Here is a 23261-nt window from a genome sequence, read left to right as displayed (position 1 = left end):
CGCACCGTGGACTCTTTCCTCCATCAGGCGGACCTGCTGCCGCCAGTGACCCTCCAGCCACCGGTGCGCCTCCTCCCGGCCGACGACCTCGCGGCCGTGGTGCGGGCTACGCCGATCGTCCACGACCTGCTCCGACTCGCCTCCGCCGCCGGTGATCCCGGGGCGGCGCGGCCGGAGTCCGGGCGGTTGTGGAGCGTGGCGGAGGACAGCAGGCTCATCGACGTGCGCGACGGGGCCGCCACGGCCGGCCCGGCGGTCGAGACCCTGACCTCGGGGCCCGCCGACGACGTGCTGGACACGTGGGGCGACATCCTCTACTCGCTGTTCTCCCCCGAGGCCGACGCGGCGGCGCTCGACGCCGGCACGAGCACCCTGCTGATGCTGCTCAGCCACCGCGACGCCCTGCTGCTGACGGAGATCCCCGAACTGACCGACGAGGCGGCCGACGAGCTGGCCTGGCTGCGGCTGATCCGGCGCGAGGGCTCGTCGGTGTCGCTGACCCCGCTCGGCACGTGGAGCGCGCTCGACCTGTTCAAGACCCTCATCGGCCAGGACATCCCGGTCCACGGCGGCACGGCCGGCGTCGACGCCCCCACGCTGCTGCGGGCGCTGCGCACGTACGACGACGAGGAGCGCGCCGAGGAGGTGCGCGTCTGGCTGGGCGGCCGGGATCCGGCGCGGGCCGCCGAGGAGATCGCCGGCGTCCTGCTCGACGTCAGCCCGCTGAGCCGGGCCGTCGGCCTGACCGTGCTGCTGGAGGACCTCGGCGGGCCGGGCCTGGAGATCGCCGCCGCGCTGCGCGAGGTGCCCCGGCTGGGGGCGCTCATCCGGGCACGCGAGAAGGAGGACCACGGCCTCCCGCCCGCCCCCGTGGACGTGGCCTGGGTGTACGCCGACATGACCGTGGCCGCCATGGAGATCGGCGGGCCGGCCGAGTCGGTGCTCCAGCTCTCCGGCAACCTCGACGTCGAGGACGTGCTGAGCATGCTCGGCATGATGACGTGCAGCGACCATCCCTACACCACCCCGATGCTGCGCTTCCTCATCGAGCACCATCCGGCGCCCCGGGTCGCCTCGGCCGCGCGCCTGACGTTGCAGCGCTGGCGCGGGGTGCACGTACGGCCGCCGGGTGAGCGCGGGCGTCTGCCCAGGAAGCCCCGCAAGCCGCGCAAGCAGGCGGGCGCACAGAAACGACGGCGGCGCTGACACGCCGGATGGGACGGGCAGACAGGTGCGGGGTCAGAGTTTGAGTGCGGCGCCGATGCGTTCGGCCCACTGCCATGGGGCGTCCGTGCCGCCGGGCAGGGCGTTGTAGTACTCCCAGCCGCTCACCCCGCCCATCCCCGGATGCCGGTACAGCAGCTCGGCGACGGTGGCGGCCAGGCGGTCGACCTCGACGTAGCCGCCGCCCGCGTTGTCGGGGCTGGTGACCGCGCCGGCCACCAGCTTGCCCGCCGGCACCTGCCCCTCGGCGAGCACGGCGTCGTAGTCGCACGGGTCGGCCAGGCTCCTCGGGCCGCCGTACATCGGCAGGTTGAGCCAGGCGAGGTCAGCGCCCCGCTCGCGGAAGACCTGGTCGTGGTCGACGCCGGCGGACGGGGTGAGCGTGAGGAGGAAGGCGGGGCCGAAGTCGGCGCGCAGCCGGTCGAGGAGGCGTGCGAGGCCGGACGGTGACACGGGCTCGGTCAGGTGGAGGTCCGCGCCGTCGAGGCGGCGGCGGGCGAGAAGGCGGCGCAGGGGCGGATAGCAGGTCTCGAAGTCGTCGTCGAGCCGGGCGAGATCGTCGATCATGGCCAGGGCGCGTACGCCGTACACCTGGGCGACCTGCACGTCGTCCCACATCTGGGCCAGGTCCGGGGCGTCGGGCGAGGCGCCGTTGAGCCGGACGACGCCGTCCTCGCCGGTCCGCACGGTGGCGACGACCAGGTGGGTGAGGCCGGTACGCCGTTCGATCAGGGGCAGCGGGGAGACGTAGAGGCCGCAGTCGCAGTGGGTCCGGTAGTACATCACCAGGCGGGGTGTGTGCTGGGGCAATGCACGTCCTCCGTGAAGAATGAGGTGATACTTCACCATGTTCCGCACGATGGGTAAGATTAAAACTACGATCAGTTAATTTTACCCGGCCCCGGCCCGGAGGCGGGTGATCAGCGGCCCGCCCGCGGCAGGCGCACCGGTTCCTTCGCGGCCGTGCCCAAGGGCAGCATGACCTCGACCCGCGTCCCGGCGTCCGGCCCGCTGTTGACGACGCAGATGCCGCCGAGCTCGGCCGCCCGTTCCCGCATCGAGCCGAGCCCCACCCCCGCGCTGTACGACGCAGGCAGCCCCCGGCCGTCGTCGGAGACCATCACGCGGAGCACCGAGTCCCGCTGGAGCACGATGCGGGCGCGGGAGGCCCTGGCGTGCCGCCGGATGTTGGTCAGCGCCTCCTGGACGATCCGGTAGACGGCCACCTCGACGGCGGCGGGCAGGTCGGCCATGCTCCCCTCGACCTCCACCTCGATCTCGGTGTCCGGGGACGACTGCCCGGCCAGCTCGCGGACCGCCCTGGCCAGGCCGAGGTCGTCGAGCGCGGGCGGGCGCAGGCCGTACACCAGCTCGCGGATGTCGTCGGTGACCGCGCCCATGCCGGTGTGCAGCTCGCGCAGCAGCTCGTCGGCGGCGTCGGGGGACTTCTTCAGGCTCATCCTGGCCATGTTGATGGTCATGGCCATGGCCGAGAGGGTCTGGCCGAGCCCGTCGTGCAGGTCGCGGCGCAGGCGGCGGCGCTCCTCCTCCCTGGCGGTCAGGATGCGTTCCCTGGACCGCTGGAGGTCGGCGGCCATGCGCACGGCGTGCGCCACGTCGGCGGCGTACGGGGTGAGCGTGGCGAGCACGCGCTCGTTGTGCGCCGCCGGGAATCGGCGCGGGCCGGGCGGCCCGACGAACAGGCGGCCGACGCGTTCGCCGTGCCACACCAGCGGCACCTGGCGGGGCTCGGAGCCGACCCGGCCGCTCTCGACGTACCGCGGCTCGCCGTCGGCGACCTCCACGGCCACACCCTCGACCGCGAGCCCGTCGCGCAGCACGCTCACCACGGACGTCAGCGCCTTGGCCGGGTCGCCGCGCCGGACGGCCTGGGTCAGGCGTTCGGCCAGCACGGCTGGGTCGCCTACGCTGCCGTACAGCAGGCGGTCGACGGCGCGTTGCAGCACCCGCCGCAGCGGCTGGAAGAACGCGCCCGCGAACAGGGCGGCGGCGACGCCGGCGATCTCGTCGTAACCGGAGACCACGAGGCTGGACAGCGCGCCCGCGCCGAAGTAGACCGCGCTCACCACGGCCACCAGCCCGGCCGCGACGAAGGCCCGGCTGATCACCGTGTCGATGCCGTAGAGCCGGTAGCGGGTCACCGAGAACGCGACGGCGACCGGGATGAGCGCCGCCCACCCGACGCTCGTCCACAGGAACGCCGGCTCGAACGCGGCCGCGATCAGGAACACGACATAGCCCGCGAACGCGAACAGCGGCCACCCGATCTGCCGCCTGCCCACCGGGTCGGCCCGGCGCAGCCGGAGCGCCAGGGAGAGCGCCGTCAGCGCCATCGCGACGTAGATGCCGGTCCAGGCGACCGTGGAGACGGCCTCCAGGTACGGCCCGAGCGCGCGGATCTGGACCGGATTGGGGATGACGGCCGGGTACGGATAGCTCCCGGCCGGCGGGTCGGGCCGGAACACCGCGCGGGTCAGGTCGAGCCCGAGCGAGAACGCGCCCAGCAGCAGCACCCAGCGCCAGCGCGGGGAGGGCAGCCGTCCGTCGGGCGAGTAGAGCGGCAGCAGCATGGTGAGCGTCAGCCCGCACACCGCCCAGCCCACCTGCGCGGGGAAGCGCAGGAACCCGGCCGTGACCAGGTCGCCGTCGGCGGCCAGCCGGAACATCAGCGCGCTGGACAGGTCGCTGACGGCGGCGGCGAGCCCGCCCGCGACCATCAGCCAGGCCATGTTCAGCCGGGGCCGGTGGAAGATCAGGAACGCGCCGACCGCCGGGAAGGTCAGGGCGGCGGCCGTCTGGGGCGTGGCGGTCCGCAGCGGGATCCACGCCTCCGGCAGGTGGGCGAAGACGAGCAGCGCGGCGACCGTGAGGACCGGGGACGCCACCCCCATGACGACCGCCGCGATCCGCGCGAGCCTGGCGCCCCGACCTGCGGAGCCACGCCCGCGCTCGGTTCCGGGGCCGTCGGCAGGCCCGGCCTCTTCGGCGATCTCGGTGAACCCGGTCATCTCATCACCGCCTTCCCCAACACTTGAACAGGATTATGGCCCTTTTACTGGGATAATCCGCCCGTTGTGTCCGGGCCGTTACCGTGCGACGCCCGCCCTGTCACCTCACGGGGCCAGGACAGGCCTCAACCTACTCGACGTCGCCGCATGGTTTCCTGGACGCATGCCCGAACCTGATCTCCTGATCGACGGTGGCGACAAGATGTGCGTCCAACTGCTCATCGAGCTGCGCGGGCACGTGCTGCGCGCCGGTCCCGGCGCCGTGATCCACCTGATCGCCACCGACCCCGCCGCGCCCTACGACCTGCCCGCCTGGTGCCACCTGACCGGCCACGCCTACCTCGGGCCGGTGCCCGGCGCCGAGCGCCCGACGTACGCGCTGCGGGTCGCGGACGCCGCCAGGCGGACCGAGCCCACCCGTCCCTGGCACGCGGCCTAGCGACGGCGGCGGCGAGCGGACCCGTCAGCGGAAGGAGCGGCGGTAGGCGGCCGGGGTGGTGCGCAGGGCGGTGTGGAAGCGGCGCCGGAGGTTGACGGCCGAGGAGAGGCCGACGCGGGTGGCGATGGTCTCGACCGGCAGGTCGGTCTCCTCCAGCAGGGCCCGGGTGGCGGCCAGCCGGCGTTCCAGCAGCCAGCGGGCGGGCGGCACGCCGAGCTGGTCGGCGAACTGGCGGGTCAGCGTACGGGTCGAGACCCCCGAGTAGGCGGCCATGTCCTCCACGCTGACCTGGTCGGGCAGCCGGCCGAGGAGCCATTCGAGCAGCGGGGCCAGGGAGTCCGGCATGGGCCCCGCCGTGGGCAGCGGCGGGTACTGGCGCTGGCAGCCCTCGCGGTGCGGACCGGCGGCGAGCTGGCGGCCGATGCGCATGGCGTGGGCCGCGCCGTGGTCCTGGAGGACCTGGTGCAGGCAGAGGTCGAGGGTGGCGGCCGAGGCCCCGGCGGTGGCGACGTCGCCGTGGTCGACGTAGATGACGGTGTCGTCGGGGATGACGAGGGGGTGGCGGGCGGCCAGCTCGCCGGACAGCTCCCAGTGGACGGACGCGCGGCGGCCGTCCAGGAGGCCCAGGGCGGCGGGGATGAAGATCCCGGCGCAGACGGCGACGATCCGGGCGCCCCGGGCATGGGCTCGGGACACCGCGTCGAGCACGGCCGGCGAAGGGACGAGGGTCCAGCCCGCGACGATCACGGTGTCGGCGTCGTCGATGGCTTCGAGGCCGCTGTCCACCTGCATGGGGACGCCGAGCGTGGTGGGCAGCGAGCCGGGATGCTCGGCGCACAGACGGAAGCTGTAGTGCTGGGGGATGTCGGAGCCCTGGTAGCCGAAGACCGCCGAGGCGGAGGTGACGGGATAGAGCTCCTGGTGCGGCGCGACCAGGGCGACCACACGATGCGGGCTCGGCGGGGCCGGGGGCGTCTCCGGGCAGTCCAGGACCATGGCGCAAATGTACCTAATGATGTCATTTGGGACACCGGTGCTTTGAACTGGAAAAATCCAGAATTGGGCCTCATGTGGACGAGGAGTTTCGCCCTGTACTTCGGGGCCCGCACGATCTCGCTGCTCGGCGACGCGATGATGCCCGTGGCCTCGGCGCTGGCGATCGGCAAAGTCTACGGGATCGCCGGCGTCGGCTTCGTGCTCGCGCTGTGGACCGCGTCGGCCGTGCTGGTCATGTTGTTCGGCGGGGTGGTCGCCGACCGGATCGGGCCCCGGCGCCTGATGATCGGCGCGGACGTGGTCAGGATCGTCACCCAGGGCGTCGTGGCCGTCGCCTTCCTCGACGGCGCTCCGCCGTTCGTCCTGCTGCTGGCGATGGCGTGCCTGTCGGGCATGGCCGCCGGGGTGTTCGAGCCGTGCGTCAACGGCATGGTCCCGCTGGTCGCCGAGGATCCGCAGCGGGCCAACGCGACGCTGAAGATCGCCGAGGCGGTCACCCAGCTCGCCGGGCCCGCGCTGGCCGGGATCCTCATCGTGGCCACCGGGCCGGTCTTCGTCTACACCGTGGACGCCGCGACGTTCCTGGTCAGCGCGGTGTGCCTGCTGCTGGTCCGGGTCGCCGTGCCGAAGCCGGAGCCGTCCGACGTGCTGAGCGACCTGCGCAGGGGCTGGGAGGAGTTCAAGGCCAGGAACTGGATGTGGTCGGTCATCCTGGTCTGGGTGTTCTGGGGCGTCCTGGTGGTGGGGCCGTACGTGCCGCTGTCGTCCCAGGTCATCGGGGCCGACTACGGGTGGGTGATGGCGGCGCTCGGCCTCGGGACCGTGCTCGGCGGGCTGGTGGCGATCAGGCTGAGGCCGCGCAGGCCGCTGGCGGCGGGAGCGGTGGCGCTGATCGGGTACGTCCCCGTGCCGCTGTCGGTCGCGCTCGGACTGCCGCTGCCTCTGTTGATGGCCGGGCACCTGATCGGGGGGTGCGCGATGGCGTTCTGGTCGGTGATGTGGTCGACCACCGTGCAGACGCAGGTCGCCCCGGACGTGATGAACCGGGTCAACGCCTACCAGGTTGCGGGGTCGGTCGCGGGCATGGCGGTCGGGCAGGCGCTGGCCGGCCCGGTCACCGCGCTGGTCGAGCCGCGTGACTTCATGCTGGTGTCGGCCGTGGTGACGGTCGGCGTGGTGACGGCGCTGCTGGTGATCGGGCCGGTCCGGCGGCTGGGCCGGAGGTCGCCGCTCTCCGAGGGCGGGCCGGTCACGGTCGCGGCGTAGTTCGTCCGCATGCGGGCGGCGGGCAGGTTCGAGGGTCGCGGCGTCGTCGCCCACGGCACGTGCCGCGGGCCGGGGCGTGCGGCTGGCAGACCGCCCGCCCCCGTCCGCGGCACGTGCCGTCCCCTCCTGTTCGCGGCACGCGACGTAGGAGCCGCCCCAGCGTCCCCAGCGCTCAGGACGACTCCACCGGGTAAGAGCGCAAAGGAGCCCGCATCAGTACATCCCCACTCGAAGTTTTTCTTGACAAATATTTTTGTCGGTGACTATCGTGGGCCTCACGAAACGGAGGAACACCATGAGCAGCATGATCAACTCCGCGGACGGCACCCCCATCGCGTACGAACGCGCAGGTCAGGGCTCGGCGGTCATCCTCGTGGACGGCGCACTCAGCTTCCGCGGCTCCAGCATCAACGGCGGCCTCGCCGAGGCGCTCGCCCCCGACTTCACGGTCTACACCTACGACCGGCGCGGCCGGGGAGAGAGCGGCGACACCACCCCGACCACCCCGCAGCGGGAATTCGAGGACCTGGCCGCGCTCGCCGAGGCGGCCGGCGGCCCGATCCGCCTGTACGGCACCTCGTCCGGCGCCGCGCTCGCCCTGGCCGCGGTCGCGAACGGCCTGCCCGTCGAGCGCCTGGCCCTGTACGAGCCGCCGTTCATCGTCGACGGCACCCGGCCCTCGCTCGGCGACGACTACGTACGGCGGCTGGAGGCGCTGGTGGCCGCCGACCGCCGGGCCGAGGCGGTCAAGCTGTTCATGCGCGAGGGCGTCGGCCTGCCGGGGTTCGTGGTGGCGATGATGCGGTTCATGCCCGCGTGGGCCAAGCTCAAGGCCGTGGCCCACACCCTGCCGTACGACACCGCGCTCGTCGCCCCCTACCAACGGGGAGAGTCGTTGCCCGAGGAGGCGTGGGCGTCGGTGACCGTACCGACGCTCGTCGCCGACGGCGGGAAGAGCCCGCAGTGGATGCGCAACTCCGTCGGCGCGCTGGCGAAGGCGCTGCCCGCGGCCGACTACCGCACGCTCGACGGGCAGACCCACATCGTCAAGCCGGAGGCGCTGGCGCCGGTGCTCAAGGAGTTCTTCGCCTGAGGTCCACCACCACGGGGGCCCGTCCGGGCTGGTTCGAGGGCTCGGTCAGGCGAAGGCGGCGGCGAGCCAGCGGGTCCAGGCGGCCTCCAGGGCCACGCCGTCCACCGGCGTGTACGCGTGGTGCTCCACCACCGCCATGCCCCGCCCCTGGACGAACATGTACAGACCGTCGTCCGTACGGACCGCCACGAAGGTGCCGGGGGCGGTCACCCACTCCACGACGCCCCGCTCCGGCGCCCGCCCCTCGATCGCGACCGTCACCTTCTCCCCCGCCGCCGGACGTCCGGCGAGGCCGAGGGCGGTCTCCAGCGCGGCCCAGAACTCCTCCTCGGACGCGCGCGGGGCGACCAGGAACAGGTTGTGGGTGGAGATCCTGCCGGGGAAGTGCCTGAGGTAGACGGCCAGCTTGTACAGGTACTGGAGGTCGCCGCGCTCAAGGTCGTCGTACTCGGACTCCCAGTCGTCGCCGAGGAAGCCGCTGTGGACGAAACGGAGCACCGTGCCGGCCGAACCGCGGCCTTCCAGCAGGTACTCGAAGGCCATGAACGTGCCGTCGGGGTTCTCCACGCCCCGGTAGGCCAGGCGTTCGCCCGGCTCCCAGGCGGTCACCACGCTCTCGGTGGGGACGTCGGCGCCGAAGGTCTGCGTGCCCCTGCCGCCCTCACGGGGTTCGAGCTCGGTACGGCCCATGAACCACGAGTCGATGCCGGGTCCCTCCGCGATGGCCCGCCAGACGACGTCCGGGGCTGCGTCCAGGGGGATCTCGTGGCGGATCTCGAACTCGTGCGGCATGACTGTCTCCCTGTCACGGCCTCGGGCAGTGCGGCCGAGGATCGCACCGACAATATCGCTTGTCAAGCCGACTCGTCTTGTCGGTAGTGCGTCTCGGGGAAACCTGGTCGTCCGGCGGGGGACGCCCTTGCGAGTGAGGGGCCTCCCTCTTGAGAGCGAGGCGCGGGATCGCCCGTCCCGGTGATCACATTCGGAGCGGAAAACCGCAGGATAAGTGCATCGCCCCACCCGCTGAGGAGAACCCCGATGAACACCCGGATCGCCTTCGTCGCCGCCCCGCTGCTCGTCCTGGCGTACGGCCTCATCCGAATCGCCGACGGCTTCGACGGAACCCGAGGGCCCGGACTGGCCTGGACAACCGGCCATCTCGCGTTTCTTGCCGCTCTTGTCCTGTTCATCATGATATTTCGGGAAATGTGGCGGATGTTGGACCGCAACCGCATCGCCACCACCAGCCTCGTGGTCGGTCTGGTGGGCATCGCGTGCGCGTCCGCGCAGTTCGTGATCGACATCGCCGTCGGGTTCATGTCCGCCGACCACGACGCCATGTCCCCGCTGTTCGACCAGGTCCAGGCGATCCCGGGAGTGTCCCTCGCGGTCTACCAGGTCGGGCCGATGCTGTTCTACATCGCCCAGCTCGCCCTGGTCATCCAGCTCGCCGCGCGCCGTCAGCTCAAGCTCTGGACGCCCGTCCTCGTCATGCTCGACTTCGCCATCCCGATCATCGAGAAGGACCTCATCCCGCTCGGCGCCCTGTGCATGCTGGTGTCGTTCTGGCCGCTGGCCCGGCGCCAGGTCCAGCCCGCCGCCCGGCGCACGCTCGTCCATGCGTGAGGAACAATGGGATCCTGTGTCCGATTTGACGCTGGTCGACGTCCTTCGCCGTAGGCTTCGAGCGCTCCCCCACCTCTGGGTGGACGGGGCGCTCGCCCTGTTGATCGCCGTCGTCCAGGCATGGCCGCTGATCTCCAGTCATGACCCGTACGGCGGCAGGTGGGACGCGTGGGGGTACGTGGTCGCGATCGGCGCCTCGCTCCCCGTCGTCTGGCGGCGCAGGTGGCCGGTGACCATGCTGATCGTCAGCCTGTTCGTGGGCGCGCTCTACGACTTCTCCGACAACGTCGCCCGCCAGCCCATCTGGTACGGCGCCCTCGTCATCTTCTACACGGTCGCCGCCTACTCCCCCCGCCTGCCCCGGGTCGTCATGCTCGTCGTGACCCTCGTCGGCGGCCTGTCCTCCGTCGGCTCGTGGGAGACCGCGATGCGCGGGGTCGCTTTGTTCTCCGCCGCGTACGCCATCGGCCGGGCGGCGGCCACGTCCCGCGCCCATGCCGCCGAGCTGGCCGAGCGCGCGGCCCGGCTCGAAAGGGAGCGTCAGTTGGAAGCCGAGCGCGCGGCCGAACGCGAGCGGGCCAGGATCGCCCGCGACATGCACGACATCCTGGCCCATGCGGTCAGCCTCATGGTGGTCCAGGCCGAGGCGGGGCCCGTGGTGGTGCGCAGCAACCCCGCCAGGGCCGAGGCCGCCTTCGACGCCATCGCCGCGGCGGGCCGGGACGCGATGGTGCAGCTCCGCCGTATGCTCGGCGTACTGAAGGAGGACGAGCCCGAGGCGCCGAGGGCGCCGCAGCCGACCCTCGCGGACCTGCCCACGCTGGCCGGCCAGGTGGCGGGGACCGGCCTGGAGGTGAACTTCGCCGAGGTCGGCGAGCCGCGCCCGATCGGGCCCGACAGCGCGCTGGCCGCCTACCGGATCACGCAGGAAGCGCTCACCAACATCGTCAAGCACTCCGGCGCCGACCGCGCCGAGATCCGGCTCACCTGGGAGGACGACCACCTCATGATCGACGTCACGGACAACGGGCGCGGCGGCGGCCCCGCGCTGCCCTCGGGTGGCAACGGGCTGATCGGCATGCGCGAGCGGGCGGCGGCCTGCGGCGGCAGCGTGACCGCCGGCCCGCGCGCCGACGGCCCCGGCTTCGCGGTGTCGGCGCGGCTGCCGCTGGAGGCCGGCCGATGAGCGTGCGCGTCGTGGTGGCCGACGACCAGGAGCTGGTCAGGGGCGGGTTCGCGATGATCCTCGACGCCCAGCCCGACATCTCGGTGGTGGCCGAGGCGAGCGACGGGATCGAGGCCGTGGCCGCCGTACGGGCCCACGAGCCCGATGTCCTGCTGCTCGACATCCGCATGCCCAGGATGGACGGCATCGAGGCGGCCAGGATCGTGTGCGCCGAGACCGGCTGCCGGGTGCTGATCCTGACCACGTTCGACCTGGACGACTACGTGTTCGACGCGCTGCGGGCGGGCGCCAGCGGCTTCCTGCTGAAGGACGTGCGGCGCGACGACCTGGTGACCGCGGTCCGCGTCGTGGCGGCGGGCGAGTCGCTGCTCGCGCCCACGGTGACCCGGAGGCTGATCGCCGAGTTCACCTCCCGCCCCGCGGCCGCGGCCACCCCCGCCCGGACGCTGGAGTCGCTGACCGCCCGCGAGCGCGAGACGTTGCAGCTGATCGCACGCGGGCTGTCCAACGCGGAGATCGCCGAGAGCATGGTGGTCAGCGAGCACACCGTGAAGACGCACGTCAGCAACGTGCTGAGCAAACTGGGCCTGCGGGACCGCGTGCAGGCCGTGATCGCCGCCTACGAGTCGGGGCTGACCGTTCCCGGGGCGTAACGGGAGGATCAGGCGGGTAAGCGGCCCATATGACTGAGGGTTTCGACACGGACACGCTCTGGCAGGAGTTCCATCGGGTGGTCAACATGAACTCCGAGGAGCTGCGCGGCTACCTGCTGGCCGACGCCTCGGACGAGGAGGGCTTCCCTCCCGACCCCGACATGGGCATCGACGAGCTGGGCCGGGGCGTGCTGCACGTCCTGAGCAAGCGGAAGGGCGACCTGACCAAGACCGACCTGGACGTGATGCGCCAGGTGGTGGAGCTGGTCGAGACCATGGGCGACCGGACGGACGACGACTCGCGGCGCGAGCTCATGTCCGTCGGGCACGACCCGCTCAGGGCATAACCTCCGAATTCAACAAATGGTGGATGTGGGGCGACGCAAAGTGATGAAATGTGCGAAGCAGACTTCGTCCGAGGAGATCCGTTGAGAGACAACCTCGACCTCGCCGCGAGCGCCCAGCAGCTGGCCGACGCCGCCCCGACGGGATCGATCGATCGCGCCGCGGCGTCGTCCGTGGCCATCACGCTGGCCACGACGCGTGACATCACCGACGCGCGGCAGGCCCTCGACGGGTTGTCCCCGGCGGAGGTGCGCCAGGCCGCGCTCGACCTCTTCGACCAGCTCGCGGCCGGCTGAGCCACACCGCTCGGCCTCTTCGACCGGCTCTTTCGGCGGGCTGAGCCATGCCGCGCGCCCTTGCCCGAGCTGCTCGAACGCGGTGCGTGCGGGCTCCGCGCCGGAAACCGGTCGTGGGCGGGCGCGGTCGCGGGCCGTCCGTGCCGGCCTGCCCGGTGCCGCCGGTGCGTACGGTGGGAGGCATGCGGATCGGGGTTCTGGGGCCGCTCCAGGTGGCTGGGGCCGAGATCGGCGGCGCCCGCGTACGCGCCCTGCTCGTCCGCCTGGCGCTCGACCCCGGCCGAGTGGTCACCGCCGACCGGCTGATCGACGACCTGTGGCCCGGCGAGCCGCCCGCGCATCCGGCGGCGGCGCTGCAGTCCCTGGTGTCGCGGGCCCGCCGGCAGGCACCGGGGCTGATCTCCTCCCACCCGGCCGGCTACCTGCTGGACGTGCCACCCGGCGAGGTGGACGCGTCGGCGTTCGAGCGGCTGGTGCGGGCCGGTGACCCGCGCGGCGCGCTGGCGCTGTGGCGCGGGCCCGCGCTGGCGGACGCGGCCGGGCTGCAGTTCGCCGCCGCCCCGGCCGCCCGCCTGGAGGAACTACGCCTCACCGCCCTCGCCACCGCGATGGCCGCCGACCTGTCAGCCGACCCGGCGGCCGGGAGACCCGGGCCCGGGGTCGTGGCGGAGTTGGAGGGGCTGGTGGCCGAGCATCGGCTGCGGGAGCCGTTCCACGCCCTGCTCATGCGGGCGCTGGTGGCGCGCGGGCGGCGGGGCGAGGCGCTGGAGGTCTTCGAGCGGATCAGGGCCGACCTGTCCGACGAGCTGGGCGTCGATCCCGGCCCCGAGCTGCGCGCGGCCCACATGGCGGCCTTGCGCGACCCGGCCCCCGCGCCGAGGGGCAACCTGCCCGCCCGGCTCACCGGCTTCGTCGGCCGGAAGGGCGACGTCGCCCGGCTGCGCGCGCTGCTGGACGGCCAGGACGAGCGGCTGGTGACGCTCGTCGGCCCCGGCGGCGTGGGCAAGACCCGCCTGGCGCTGGAGACCGCCTCGGGGCTCGACGTGCCGGACGGGGTGTGGCTGGTCGAGCTGGCCTCCGCCACCGGCGTGCGGGCCACGGTGGAGAGCGTGCTGAGGACGACCGACGTGGTCCGCACGCTGCGCGGCACGTCGCCGCTCATCGTGCTGGACAACTGCGAGCACGTCGTCGAGGAGGCCGCCCTGGTCGCGCGGTGGCTGCTGTCGGAGGTGGCCGGGCTGCGCGTGCTGGCGACCAGCAGGGAGCCGCTCGACGTCCCCGGCGAGAACCTGCACCCCGTCCTCCCGCTGCCCGAGGCCGCCGAGCTGTTCCTGGCGCGGGCCGCGGCGGCCAGGCCCGGCCTGGAGGTGGGCGCGGCGGACGCCGAGCGCATCTGCCGCGAGCTCGACGGCATCCCGCTGGCGATCGAGCTGGCCGCCGCCCGGCTGCGCACGATGCCGGTGTCCGTGCTGGTCCGGCAGCTCGGTGACCGGCTGACCTTCCGCGGCGGCCGCACGTCGGAGCCGCGTCACCGTACGCTGCGCGACGTCATCGACTGGAGCTGGAACCTGCTGTCCGCGTCCGAGCGCGAGCTGCTGCGCGGGCTGACGGTCTTCTCCGGCGGCGCGACGTACGAGGCCGTCGCGGAGGTGTGCGGCGGCGCCCCGGACGACCTCGCCTCACTCGTGGACAAGTCGCTCGTGTCGGTCTCCGGCGACCGTTACTCGATGCTGGCCACCATCAGGCAGTACGCCGCCGCCGACCTGCCCGCGCTCCGGCAGGCCCACGCCCACTACTACACCCGGCTGGCCGAGGACGCCGAGCCCCTCCTGCGTACCGGCGAGCAGCTCGCCTGGCTGGAGGTGCTGGACGCCGAGCAGGACAACCTCGACGCCGCGCTGCGCCACTCCGACGACCCTCTCAGGCTGATCCTGCCCCGGTTCTGGCCGTGGATCATGCGTGGGCGGCGGCGTGAGATGAGCGAGCGGGCGGCGGCCGTGCTGCGCCGGGTCGGCGACGTGCCGCCGCCGGGGCGCGAGCTGGCGCACGGGCTGTGCCGGGTGCTGACGGGCGGCGAGCCGACCCCGGCGGTGCTGGGCTCCGGCCATCCCGCCGCGCTCAACTTCTGGGCCATGAGCGGCGCGCGACGTCCGCCCGCCGAAGTCGTCGAGCTGACCGAGGACACCGTCGAGCGCCTGCGCGACTCCCCCGACCTGTGGACGCGCTCGGCCGCGCTGCTGCTCGGCGGCATCGTCCGGTTCGAGTACGGCACGGTCGCGGGCGCCGAGGACCTGCTCGGCCCGGCCCTCGACGGCTTCCGCCGCACCGGCGACCGCTGGGGCCAGTGGGCCTCGCTCTACTGGCTGTCGCTGGTCGCCGAGAACCGGGGCGACTTCGCCGCCGCGCTGGCCCGCGCCAAGGAGCCCGGCCGCCTGGCCGAGGAGCTGTCGGGCCTGGACGCGCCGCTCGGCCCGATGACGTACCTGCTCCGGCTCGGGCAGCTCAAGGCGCGGGCGGGCGACCACGAGGGGGCCGCGGTCACGCTGGAGGAGGCGTGGCGGTCGGCGCTGCGGGCCGAGGACGCGGTGACCCAGGCCAGGGTTCTGCACGCCCGCGCCGAGCTGGCCCGGCGCACCGGCGACCGGACCGGGGCGGCCCGGCTGCTCGACCGCGCGCTGGCGCTCGGCAGCGGGGAGGGGCCCGCGCAGTTCAGGGCGTTCATGCACGTCGAGCTGGCCCGCGTGGCCGCGCCGGAGCCGTCGCTGCGCACCGCCCTGGAGCTGATGGAGACCTGCGGCGACCGGACGGCCCGCGCGGCCGTGCTCGAAGGCGCGGCCGAGCACCTGCCGCCCCGGGCGGCGGCCGAGCTGCTGGGCGCCGCCCGGGCGCTGCGCGGCATCGACGGCTCCGCCGATCCCCTCGTCGTCGCCCTCGACGGGCGGTGCCGCTCCGCGCTCGGCGCCGACGCCTTCCACGAGGCCCTGACCAGGGGAGCCTCGCTGCCGGCCCCCGAAAGGCACGCGCTGTTCCTGCTGGGCTGAGCCCGTCGCGTGCGCGGCACGGGGTGTCGCACCATATGGTCTGGGGAGAGGCCACGGAACCGACGACGAGCCCCCTTCTCCACCGCTCCCCGGATGACCACGGAACACCTTCCGGTTTTGCGGTGGATACGCCAGGGTTGTGGCAACTTTCCACCGCAATGTGAGGAGATCTGTGGCCAGTCCTAGTGTGGTCGACACCCGGGGCAGTGACTTCGCCCGACTAGCCCGCCGAATCTCGGACGCCGGTCTCCTCGACCGGCGTCCCGTTTATTACGCGGTGCGGCTCAGCATCGTCGTCGCCGCGTATCTTGGCTGCTGGGCGATGTTCGCCTGGGTGGGCGACTCGTGGTGGCAGCTCCTCGTCGCGGTCGCACTGGCCGTGGTCTTCGCCCAGTTCGGTTTCGTCTCCCACGACCTGGGCCACCGCCAGGTGTTCAGGACGCGGCGGCCGAGCGACGTGACCGGTCTCCTCCTCGGGAACCTCGGCATCGGCCTGGGCTGGGGGTGGTGGACCACCAAGCACAACCGCCACCACGCCAACCCCAACCACGAGGACCACGACCCGGACGTCTCGCCCGCCGTCCTCGTCTGGTCGGACGACCAGGCGGCGCGGAGCGTCGGCCTGCCCCGTTTCGTCGCCAAGTACCAGGCGTTCTGGTTCTTCCCGCTGCTCACCCTTGAGGCCTGGCACCTGCACGTGGCCAGCTTCAAGGCGCTGCTCGCACCGTCGGCCAAGCGGCCGTGGGCGGAGCTGGCGCTGCTGACCGGCCACTTCGTGCTCTACTTCGGCGCGGTCTTCACCGTGCTGCCGTTCGGCAAGGCCCTGGTGTTCCTGGTCGTGCATCAGGGGCTGTTCGGCCTCTACCTGGGGTCGACGTTCGCGCCCAACCACAAGGGCATGCCCGTCCTCACCAAGGACGACAAGCTGGACTTCCTTCGCAAGCAGGTGCTGACCTCCCGCAACGTCAGGGGCGGCCTGTTCACCGATGTGGCGCTCGGCCAGCTCAACTACCAGATCGAGCACCACCTGTTCCCGAACATGCCCGCGCCCAACCTGCGCAAGGCGCAGCCCATCGTCGAGAGCTACTGCGCCGAGGTCGGCGTCAGCTACCTGCAGACCGGGCTCGTCGCCTCCTACGGCCAGGCCCTGCGCCACCTCCACGAGGTGGGCGCCCCGCTGCGCCGCTGAGCCTCAGCCCTCCTCCTCGACCCGTCTCTCCAGGTCGGCACGGCGTCGTTCGAGGTCGGCGATCAGTTCGGACTGCTCGTCGGCCTGGGCGATCATTGCCGAGGTCTCGATCTGGTCGGTCGCGCCGATGTCGCCCACCTGGTCGCGCAACTCCTGGTTCTCCGCCTTAAGCCGGGCCAGGTCCTCTTCGACCCGCCGGAGCTCATCCTTAGTCGTCATCCCGCTCAACTACCCCATGACCCGCATGACCATACAAAATGGAGCACATGCGCAGATTGCAGGCGAGCACCACGGTGTCCCTCTTGGTGGTCGCCGTCGCGCTCGCCGGCACTGTGGTCGCCGCGTTCCGGAGCGCGCAGCCTCCCAACGTCCTCGACGTGGTGCTGCCGATCGTGTCGTGCGGCGCGCTGATGCTGCGGCGGCGCCTCCCCGTCGCGTCGCTGATCGTGGTCGTCGCGGCGGTGTCCGTCTACTACCCGCTCGCCCGGCTCGACGGTCCGCTGATCGTGCTGGTGTTCGTGGCCCTGTACACCGCCGCCGACCAGGGCCGGCTGGTCGCGGCGATCGCCACCGGGGCCGCCGTGCTGCTGGCCATGGGCTTCGGCGAGGCCCACGGGGTCAGGCACGTGGACGACAGCATGTTCGGCGCGATCACCGGCTGGGTGGTGGCCGCGATCGCGTTCGGCGGGGTCACCAGGAACCGCCGGGCGTACCTGCTGGAGGCGCAGCAGCGCGCGCTGGACGCCGAGCGCTCCAAGGAGGAGGAGGCCAGGCGGCGCGAGAGCGAGGAACGGCTGCGCATCGCCAGGGAGCTGCACGACGTGCTCGGGCACAACATCTCCATGATCAACGTGCAGGCGTCGGCCGCGCTGCACGGGCTCGCCAGGCGCCCGGAGAAGGCCGAGGCCGCGCTGCGGACCATCAAGGAGACCAGCAAGGAGACGTTGCGCGAGCTGCGCACCACGCTCGGAGTGCTGCGCCAGGTGGACGAGGACGCGCCGACCGCCCCCGCGGGCAGTCTCACGCGGCTGCCGGACCTGGTCGCGGCGTCGGGGCTGGAGGTGGCCACCGAGCTGTCCGGCCCGCTGGACGACGTGCCGACCGAGGTCGACCTGGCCGCCGCGCGCATCATCAGGGAGTCGCTGACCAACGTCGCCCGCCATTCCGGCACGACGAAGGCCACCCTCGCGGTCAGCAACTCATCCGGAAATATCCTGATCCGGGTCGATGACGACGGCCCGGGTGTCACATACACCGAAGGCAGCGGCTTCGGCCTGCAGGGCATGCGCGAGCGCGCCACCGCGCTCGGCGGCGACCTGGAGGCCGGCCCGCGCCCCGAGGGCGGCTTCCGCGTCGTCGCCCGCCTGCCACTGAACGGAGCCCGATGATCCGCGTACTGCTCGCCGACGACCAGACCCTGGTACGCGCCGGGTTCCGGTCCATACTGTCCGACGAGGACGACATCGAGGTCGTCGGCGAGGCCGGCACCGGCGCGGCGGCCGTGGCGGGCGCCCACGAGCACCGGCCCGACGTCGTGCTCATGGACATCCGCATGCCCGAGCTCGACGGCCTGGAGGCCACCCGGCGCATCGCGGGCGACCCGCGGCTCGACGGCGTCAAGGTCATCATCCTGACCACCTTCGACCTCGACGACTACGTCTACGGCGCGCTGCGCGCGGGCGCGGGCGGGTTCCTGGTCAAGGACACCGAGCCGGCCGAGCTGATCCACGCGGTCAGGGTCGTGGACAGGGGCGACGCGCTGATCTCGCCGTCGGTGACGCGGCGGCTGATCGCGGAGTTCGCGGGCCGGGTCAAGCGGCCGGAGCCGGGCCCCGAGCTCAACGCGCTCACCGAGCGGGAGCGGGAGGTCATGGGCCTGGTGGCGGCCGGGCTGTCCAACGACGAGATCGCCGCCCGCCTCGTGCTCAGCCCCGCCACGGCGAAGACGCACGTCAGCCGCATCATGACCAAGCTCGCCGTGCGCGACAGGGCCCAGCTCGTGGTGCTCGCCTACGAGGCCGGGATGATCACCCCGGGCTGGCTTACAACTTGAGTCGTACGTCCAAAGTGATCTTCCGCCCGGGGTTGTACGCCGGATTGCAGACCCCGGCATGACGCGGTGGAGCGCGCCGTAACGCCAAGCTTTCCGGCATGGACACCGTGGACCTCGCCCGCCTGCAGTTCGCGTTCACCGCGGGCGCGCACTTCCTCTTCGTCGCGCTGACGCTCGGCCTGGCGACGCTGGTGGCCGTCGTCCAGACCCGGGCCACCTTCAGCGGCGACCCCGTCCACCTGCGGATGACGAGGTTCTGGGGGCAGCTCTACATCATCAACTACGCCATGGGCATCGTCACCGGCCTGGTCATGGAGTTCCAGCTCGGCCTGTCGTGGAGCGGGCTGACCGACTACGCGGGCAACGTCTTCGGCGCCTCGCTGGCGATCGAGACGCTGGTGGCCTTCTTCGTCGAGGCCACGTTCCTGGGCCTGTGGATCTTCGGCTGGAACCGGCTGAACCGCTGGGCGCACCTGGCGCTGATCTGGGTCGTCACGCTGACCGCGTACGCGTCGGCGTTCTGGATCATGATCTCCAACGGCTTCCTGCAGAACCCGGTCGGCTACGCCCTCGACGGCGGCAGGCTGCGGCTCACGGACTTCGGCGCGATGGTCGCCAACCCGGCCGCGCAGATCGCGTTCGGGCACGTCATGGGCGGCGCGATGATCGTCGGCGGGTTCTTCATGGCCGGGGTGAGCGCCTACCACCTGCGCAGGCGCACGGCCGAGCAGGCCCTGTTCAGGAAGTCGCTGCGCATCGGCGTCGGCGTCGCGCTGCCGGCCTCGTTCTTCACGGTGACGTTCGGCGGGCTCGGGTTCCAGACCCTGCAGCCGTCCAAGGCCGCGGCCTGGACCGGCCAGGCCGACCGGCTGGCCGCCGTGCAGGCGGACATGGCGGCCCGGTTCGGGCCGGGCGACTACCTGCCCGCGACCGGCTGGGTGCAGGGGGCCGGCATCACGATGATGATCCTCTGGGTGGTGATGACGATCGTGGCGGGGCTGAGCCTGCTGCTGATGTTCTTCCCGCCGGTCGTGCGCGGGTTCCGGGCCTGGCACTGGCTGCTGACGCTGATGATCCCCGTGCCGTTCGTCACCATGCTCGCCGGGTGGACGTTCCGGGAGATGGGGCGCCAGCCGTGGGTGGTCTACGGGCTGCTGAAGACGTCCGACGCCATGTCGCCGGTGACGGCGGGGCAGATGCGGTTGTCGCTGACGGCGTTCGTGACGGTGTTCACGGTGCTGATCGCGGTCAACTACTGGCTGCTGGCCAGGGCGGCCCGGCGCGGGCCCGACGCGGTCGCGCTCGGCGCCCTCCCGACCGAGACGCCGGTCCCGGTCCCCGCCTTCTGACCGGTCCCCGCCTTCCAGCCCGTCCCCGCCTTCGCCCCTCCCCTCCTCGCCTTCTAGGAAGCGAACATGGAAATCTTCGTCCTGGCCTTCTTCGCGCTCGGCTATCTCGTGCTGGGCGGGGCCGACATCGGGGTCGGCATGGCGCTGCCGTACCTCGGGCGGTCGGCGGGCGAGCGGCGCGAGGTGATCGCCGCGATCGCGCCGTTCTTCCTCGGCAACGAGGTGTGGCTGGTGGCCTCGGCCGGGGTGATCGCCGGGCTCTTCCCCGAGTTGGAGGGCCACCTCCTGAGCGGCAACTACGTGGTGGTCGTCGCGCTGCTCGTCTCGTGGGTGGTCCGGGACATGGGCCTGTGGTTGCGGGGGCGGGTGCCCGGCGCGCGGTGGCAGGCGTTCTGGGACGGCGGGATCGTGGCCGGGAGCTGGGGGCTGGCGCTGAGCTGGGGGCTGCTGCTCGCCGAAGTGCTGCTCGGCATGCGCGGGCCGCTCGTGCTGCTGGCCGCGCTGGTGGTGGCGGCGCTGTTCGCGGTGCACGGGCTGGCGTTCGCGGCGCTGCGGCTGCGCGGATCGCTGCGGGAGCGGGCCGGGCTGCTGTCCGGCGAGGCTGGCGAGGGCCGCACGTACGCGCTGACGGCCGGCGCGATGCTGATGGTCGGGGTGCTGGCCGGGCTGCGGCTGCCGCTGACGGCGGGGTCGTCGGGCGCGTTGCTGACGCCGGTGATCCTCGTCCTGATCCCGCTGCTGGTGGCCTCGCAGGGGTGGGTGTGGTGGACGTTCAGGCACCGCGTGACCGGCCCGTCCTACCTGTGACAAGGCGGGTGGCTGGTCCTGCTGTCCGGGACAAGGCGGGCGCCGGTTCTGCCACCTGAGGACCGCTGCCCGTGACAAGGCGGGCGGCCTTCATGGCGCGCCCGCCCTGTGTCAGGTCAGAACAGCGGAGCCCCGTCGCGGGTCAGCTTCCAGTTGGCGGAGGCGAAGTCGGCGGGGTTGATCGTGCCCTTGGCGGTGGCGTACTCGATCAGCGCCTGGCGGATCTCCACCTGGGCGTTGTACAGCACCGGGGCCGTGGTGACGTGCGGGAACCCGCCGCCGCCCGACTGGCGGTAGTTGTTGATCGCGACCACGAACTCCTTGCCGGCCGGGATCGGCGCGCCCTCGAAGGTGAGGTTGGCGATCCGCTGCCCGGCGGGCTTGGCCACGTCGATGTCGTACGAGACGCCCGAGAGCTGGTCGTAGTTGTAGTCCGGGGTGTTGGCGGCGTTCGTCAGCTTGGTGACGTCCACCGGGTCGCCCGGGTTGAGCTGGTTGAAGTAGCGGGCCGAGTACTCCAGATAGTCCTTGATCTGGGCGCCGGTCAGCTTGATCGCCAGCAGCGTGTTGTCGTAGACGTAGAGCCCGGCCACGTCCCTGACCCGTACGTCCCCGGCGGGGAAGACGGCGGTGCGGCTGAACGGCGCGGCGATGGACAACACCGGCAGCGTGTTGCCCGGCAGGGCGGCCTTCACGGTCTCGGTCTGCACCTGCTGGATGTAGTCCAGGATCGGCGTGTCCTTGTACGGCGACTCGGCCGCCGACAGCTCCTCGGCCGACTTGGCGACGACCTTGTTGACGTAGCCGACCGTGGTGTCGTGCTGCGGCTTGAGCAGCGAGACGATCTTCGGGTCCTCGGCGACCGTGTTGGTGTTGAGCGTGGCGGAGGTCTTCCCGGTGACGACCCACTTGCCGCGCTGCTTGGCGAGGGTGAAGTCGAGCCGCGACAGGCGCTGGCCCCACTTGCCCGGCTCGGTGAGCAGCACCTGCTGCCCGGTGGCCTTGTTGGTCACGAAGCGCTGGGCGACCTCGTTGTGCGCGTGCCCGAACAGCACCGCGTCGATGCCCGGCACCTGCTCGGCGACCATCGCCGAGGCGTTCTCGACGGGCAGGTCGGTGCCGTAGGAGGAGATGCCGCTGTCGCCCGCGTGCGCGGTCACGACGACCACGTCCGCGCCGAGGCCGCGGATGACCGGCACCCACTTCCTGGCCGACTCGACCAGGTCGGTGAAGCGCAGCTTGCCCTCGACGTTCGCCTTGTCCCAGATGGCCACGCCCGGGTTGGTCAGGCCGAGCACCCCGACCTTGATCGGCTTCTCGCCCTTGACCTTCATGGTCTTGATCACGAACGGCTCGTACGCCGGCTTCCCGCTCCCGGCGTGCACGGCGTTCGCGCCCAGCACCGGGGCCTTCATCTGCTTGATCCAGGTGGCCAGCAGCGGCAGACCGTAGTTGAACTCGTGGTTCCCGAGGGTGACGGCGTCGTAGCCGATGGCGTTCATGGCCTTGGCCATCGGGTGGGTCTGCCCGGTCTCGGTGATCGGCTCGACCTTGGCGTAGTAGTACGCCAGCGGCGTGCCCTGGATCGTGTCACCCGAGTCGAACAGCAGCGTGTGGTCCGCCCCGCGCTCGGCCCTGACCTTGTTGACCAGCGACGACACCTGAGCCAGGCCGATGGTGTTGCCCTGCTTGTCGGAGTAGGCGGCGTCCTTGAAGTAGTCCCAGTTGAGGACGTTGCTGTGGATGTCCGACGTCCCCATCACGGTGACGGTGACGCTCTTGTCCCCGCTCGCGTGGGCGGGGAGCGCCCCCAGGGCCAGCGCGGTCAGCGCGGCGGCCCCGGTGGCGGCGAGCTTCTTGGTCTGCATGTGCCTGGAGAGTAACTAGGACAAATTACTCGTTGGTTACGAAATCGCGGATAAGGGCTGTCACCTCTTCAGGACGTTCGTGCACCACCATGTGACCGCTGTCGAGCTCGGCGTACCGGCTGCCGGGCAGCGCGGCGTGCAGGGCGCGGGCGTGCCCGACCGGGACGAGGTGGTCCTGCGTGCAGCCGATCACCAGCGTGGGGGCGGTGATGCTCGGGAGCAGGTCCCTGATGTCGGTCCGCAGGTCCAGCTCGATCTGGCGTACGATGCCGGGCGGCGGGTCGCCGGCCATCATGGCCTTCACGCCCTCCTCGCCCAGGCCGCTCACGAAGGCCGGGCTCGATCCGACCAGCGGGCCGTACGCCGCGAAGCTCTCGGGGTCAGTGGCCGCCAGCCGGGCCCAGGTACGCAGGCCGAGCCGCAGACGCGGGTCGCCGGCGTGCGTCCAGCCGGCGATCAGCACCAGCCGCCTGACCAGCTCGGGATGCCGGGCCGCCACCCCGGCCGCGACCAACGCCCCCAGCGAGAAGCCGACCAGGTCGGACGGGCCGCCGCCGGGGAAGGTCACCGCCATTTGCTCGATCAGCAGGTCGAGCGTGAGGTCGCCGCCGGGGTCGGTGGTCTCGCCGCTGCCCGCGTAGTCGGGGGTGATGACCGTGCGGATGTCGGTGAAGTTCTGGACGAGGTGGCCGTAGTTGCCGGCGGCGTCGCCGCCGGAGCCGTGGACCATGACCAGGCCGGGGCCGCTGCCCGCCCGGTCGAAGTGCACGTGTCCGCCGTCGTGGATGACCGTGGGCATGA

22 protein-coding genes are annotated in these 23261 nt (G+C 72.2%); 15 read left to right on the top strand and 7 right to left on the bottom strand.

The window, feature by feature from the left end; all coding sequences use genetic code 11:
* The first annotated feature begins 6 nt into the window (after positions 1–6).
* On the top strand, positions 7–1206 hold the full coding sequence (locus tag ACWCSU_RS47220) for a hypothetical protein (RefSeq protein WP_357696452.1): 1200 nt from the start codon (positions 7–9) through the stop codon (positions 1204–1206).
* A gap of 33 nt (positions 1207–1239) precedes the next feature.
* Here the strand turns inward: ACWCSU_RS47220 and ACWCSU_RS47215 are convergent, their stop codons facing one another.
* On the bottom strand, positions 1240–2034 hold the full coding sequence (locus ACWCSU_RS47215; RefSeq protein WP_449942940.1) for a hypothetical protein: 795 nt from the start codon (positions 2032–2034) through the stop codon (positions 1240–1242).
* A 110-nt stretch (positions 2035–2144) separates the two neighbouring features.
* Positions 2145–4253 (bottom strand): histidine kinase, encoded by a 2109-nt coding sequence (locus ACWCSU_RS47210; RefSeq protein ID WP_449942937.1) that lies wholly within the window; start codon positions 4251–4253, stop codon positions 2145–2147.
* A gap of 163 nt (positions 4254–4416) precedes the next feature.
* Here ACWCSU_RS47210 and ACWCSU_RS47205 point away from each other — a divergent pair, with 163 nt between their 5' ends.
* Positions 4417–4692, top strand: coding sequence for a sulfurtransferase TusA family protein (locus ACWCSU_RS47205; protein WP_449942934.1), 276 nt, complete (start codon positions 4417–4419; stop codon positions 4690–4692).
* A gap of 24 nt (positions 4693–4716) precedes the next feature.
* Here the strand turns inward: ACWCSU_RS47205 and ACWCSU_RS47200 are convergent, their stop codons facing one another.
* Positions 4717–5688, bottom strand: a complete 972-nt coding sequence (locus ACWCSU_RS47200; RefSeq protein WP_449942932.1) for a GlxA family transcriptional regulator — start codon at positions 5686–5688, stop codon at positions 4717–4719.
* A gap of 72 nt (positions 5689–5760) precedes the next feature.
* Here ACWCSU_RS47200 and ACWCSU_RS47195 point away from each other — a divergent pair, with 72 nt between their 5' ends.
* Both ACWCSU_RS47195 and ACWCSU_RS47190 read left to right on the top strand, forming a co-directional pair.
* On the top strand, positions 5761–6954 hold the full coding sequence (locus ACWCSU_RS47195) for an MFS transporter (protein ID WP_397038147.1): 1194 nt from the start codon (positions 5761–5763) through the stop codon (positions 6952–6954).
* Between the two features lie 295 nt (positions 6955–7249).
* Positions 7250–8047, top strand: coding sequence for an alpha/beta fold hydrolase (locus ACWCSU_RS47190; RefSeq protein ID WP_449942928.1), 798 nt, complete (start codon positions 7250–7252; stop codon positions 8045–8047).
* A gap of 45 nt (positions 8048–8092) precedes the next feature.
* Here ACWCSU_RS47190 and ACWCSU_RS47185 read toward each other — a convergent pair whose 3' ends face one another.
* A complete protein-coding gene (locus ACWCSU_RS47185) occupies positions 8093–8839 on the bottom strand; it encodes an SRPBCC family protein (protein WP_449942925.1) in 747 nt (248 codons plus the stop codon).
* 246 nt (positions 8840–9085) lie between these two features.
* Here ACWCSU_RS47185 and ACWCSU_RS47180 point away from each other — a divergent pair, with 246 nt between their 5' ends.
* From ACWCSU_RS47180 to ACWCSU_RS47150, 7 genes are all read left to right on the top strand, one after another.
* Positions 9086–9673 carry a hypothetical protein gene (locus ACWCSU_RS47180; RefSeq protein ID WP_449942922.1) on the top strand — a complete coding sequence of 196 codons (588 nt, stop codon included), beginning with the start codon at positions 9086–9088 and terminating at the stop codon, positions 9671–9673.
* Between the two features lie 16 nt (positions 9674–9689).
* Positions 9690–10859, top strand: coding sequence for a sensor histidine kinase (locus ACWCSU_RS47175; protein WP_449942919.1), 1170 nt, complete (start codon positions 9690–9692; stop codon positions 10857–10859).
* Positions 10856–11512, top strand: a complete 657-nt coding sequence (locus ACWCSU_RS47170) for a response regulator transcription factor (protein WP_357696472.1) — start codon at positions 10856–10858, stop codon at positions 11510–11512. The genes ACWCSU_RS47175 and ACWCSU_RS47170 overlap by 4 nt, the downstream gene beginning before the upstream one ends.
* A 29-nt stretch (positions 11513–11541) precedes the next feature.
* Positions 11542–11859, top strand: coding sequence for a DUF3140 domain-containing protein (locus ACWCSU_RS47165; RefSeq protein ID WP_357696474.1), 318 nt, complete (start codon positions 11542–11544; stop codon positions 11857–11859).
* An 81-nt stretch (positions 11860–11940) separates the two neighbouring features.
* A complete protein-coding gene (locus ACWCSU_RS47160) occupies positions 11941–12153 on the top strand; it encodes a hypothetical protein (RefSeq protein WP_357696476.1) in 213 nt (70 codons plus the stop codon).
* A gap of 182 nt (positions 12154–12335) precedes the next feature.
* A complete protein-coding gene (locus ACWCSU_RS47155) occupies positions 12336–15194 on the top strand; it encodes a BTAD domain-containing putative transcriptional regulator (RefSeq protein WP_449942915.1) in 2859 nt (952 codons plus the stop codon).
* A gap of 277 nt (positions 15195–15471) precedes the next feature.
* Complete coding sequence (locus tag ACWCSU_RS47150) at positions 15472–16383, top strand: fatty acid desaturase family protein (RefSeq protein ID WP_449942912.1); 912 nt, start codon at positions 15472–15474, stop codon at positions 16381–16383.
* Between the two features lie 3 nt (positions 16384–16386).
* On the opposite strand, the gene ACWCSU_RS47145 is transcribed toward ACWCSU_RS47150, so the two are convergent.
* Positions 16387–16602 (bottom strand): hypothetical protein, encoded by a 216-nt coding sequence (locus ACWCSU_RS47145; RefSeq protein WP_449942909.1) that lies wholly within the window; start codon positions 16600–16602, stop codon positions 16387–16389.
* 47 nt (positions 16603–16649) lie between these two features.
* Between ACWCSU_RS47145 and ACWCSU_RS47140 the strand changes: the two genes are divergently transcribed.
* The 4 genes from ACWCSU_RS47140 (at position 16650) to ACWCSU_RS47125 (ending at position 20592) form a co-directional block, all read left to right on the top strand.
* On the top strand, positions 16650–17771 hold the full coding sequence (locus ACWCSU_RS47140; RefSeq protein ID WP_449942907.1) for a sensor histidine kinase: 1122 nt from the start codon (positions 16650–16652) through the stop codon (positions 17769–17771).
* Positions 17768–18436 (top strand): response regulator transcription factor, encoded by a 669-nt coding sequence (locus ACWCSU_RS47135; RefSeq protein ID WP_449942905.1) that lies wholly within the window; start codon positions 17768–17770, stop codon positions 18434–18436. Before ACWCSU_RS47140 ends, ACWCSU_RS47135 begins: the two co-directional genes overlap by 4 nt.
* Positions 18437–18534: 98 nt before the next feature.
* Complete coding sequence (locus tag ACWCSU_RS47130; RefSeq protein ID WP_357696486.1) at positions 18535–19785, top strand: cytochrome ubiquinol oxidase subunit I; 1251 nt, start codon at positions 18535–18537, stop codon at positions 19783–19785.
* 66 nt (positions 19786–19851) lie between these two features.
* Positions 19852–20592 carry a cytochrome d ubiquinol oxidase subunit II gene (locus ACWCSU_RS47125; protein ID WP_357696487.1) on the top strand — a complete coding sequence of 247 codons (741 nt, stop codon included), beginning with the start codon at positions 19852–19854 and terminating at the stop codon, positions 20590–20592.
* Positions 20593–20708: 116 nt separating this feature from the next.
* On the opposite strand, the gene ACWCSU_RS47120 is transcribed toward ACWCSU_RS47125, so the two are convergent.
* Positions 20709–22460, bottom strand: a complete 1752-nt coding sequence (locus ACWCSU_RS47120) for a bifunctional metallophosphatase/5'-nucleotidase (RefSeq protein WP_449942901.1) — start codon at positions 22458–22460, stop codon at positions 20709–20711.
* A gap of 25 nt (positions 22461–22485) precedes the next feature.
* Positions 22486–23259: an alpha/beta fold hydrolase gene (locus tag ACWCSU_RS47115; RefSeq protein WP_449942899.1), complete on the bottom strand. Its 774-nt coding sequence runs from the start codon at positions 23257–23259 to the stop codon at positions 22486–22488.
* Between the last annotated feature and the right edge of the window lie 2 nt (positions 23260–23261).

The organism is Nonomuraea sp. NPDC001699 (assembly GCF_053596455.1).
Note: the sequence above shows the minus strand (reverse complement) of the source record. Positions and strands in the feature narration are given on the sequence as shown.

Coding starts and splice junctions, on each gene's coding strand:
- ACWCSU_RS47140 (WP_449942907.1), top strand. CDS start 16,650: ATGCGCAGATTGCAGGCGAGCACCACGGTGTCCCTCTTGGTGGTCGCC.
- ACWCSU_RS47210 (WP_449942937.1), bottom strand. CDS start 4,253: ATGACCGGGTTCACCGAGATCGCCGAAGAGGCCGGGCCTGCCGACGGC.
- ACWCSU_RS47200 (WP_449942932.1), bottom strand. CDS start 5,688: ATGGTCCTGGACTGCCCGGAGACGCCCCCGGCCCCGCCGAGCCCGCAT.
- ACWCSU_RS47205 (WP_449942934.1), top strand. CDS start 4,417: ATGCCCGAACCTGATCTCCTGATCGACGGTGGCGACAAGATGTGCGTC.
- ACWCSU_RS47170 (WP_357696472.1), top strand. CDS start 10,856: ATGAGCGTGCGCGTCGTGGTGGCCGACGACCAGGAGCTGGTCAGGGGC.
- ACWCSU_RS47115 (WP_449942899.1), bottom strand. CDS start 23,259: ATGCCCACGGTCATCCACGACGGCGGACACGTGCACTTCGACCGGGCG.
- ACWCSU_RS47120 (WP_449942901.1), bottom strand. CDS start 22,460: ATGCAGACCAAGAAGCTCGCCGCCACCGGGGCCGCCGCGCTGACCGCG.
- ACWCSU_RS47135 (WP_449942905.1), top strand. CDS start 17,768: ATGATCCGCGTACTGCTCGCCGACGACCAGACCCTGGTACGCGCCGGG.
- ACWCSU_RS47145 (WP_449942909.1), bottom strand. CDS start 16,602: ATGACGACTAAGGATGAGCTCCGGCGGGTCGAAGAGGACCTGGCCCGG.
- ACWCSU_RS47155 (WP_449942915.1), top strand. CDS start 12,336: ATGCGGATCGGGGTTCTGGGGCCGCTCCAGGTGGCTGGGGCCGAGATC.
- ACWCSU_RS47130 (WP_357696486.1), top strand. CDS start 18,535: ATGGACACCGTGGACCTCGCCCGCCTGCAGTTCGCGTTCACCGCGGGC.
- ACWCSU_RS47195 (WP_397038147.1), top strand. CDS start 5,761: ATGTGGACGAGGAGTTTCGCCCTGTACTTCGGGGCCCGCACGATCTCG.
- ACWCSU_RS47190 (WP_449942928.1), top strand. CDS start 7,250: ATGAGCAGCATGATCAACTCCGCGGACGGCACCCCCATCGCGTACGAA.
- ACWCSU_RS47185 (WP_449942925.1), bottom strand. CDS start 8,839: ATGCCGCACGAGTTCGAGATCCGCCACGAGATCCCCCTGGACGCAGCC.
- ACWCSU_RS47125 (WP_357696487.1), top strand. CDS start 19,852: ATGGAAATCTTCGTCCTGGCCTTCTTCGCGCTCGGCTATCTCGTGCTG.
- ACWCSU_RS47180 (WP_449942922.1), top strand. CDS start 9,086: ATGAACACCCGGATCGCCTTCGTCGCCGCCCCGCTGCTCGTCCTGGCG.
- ACWCSU_RS47165 (WP_357696474.1), top strand. CDS start 11,542: ATGACTGAGGGTTTCGACACGGACACGCTCTGGCAGGAGTTCCATCGG.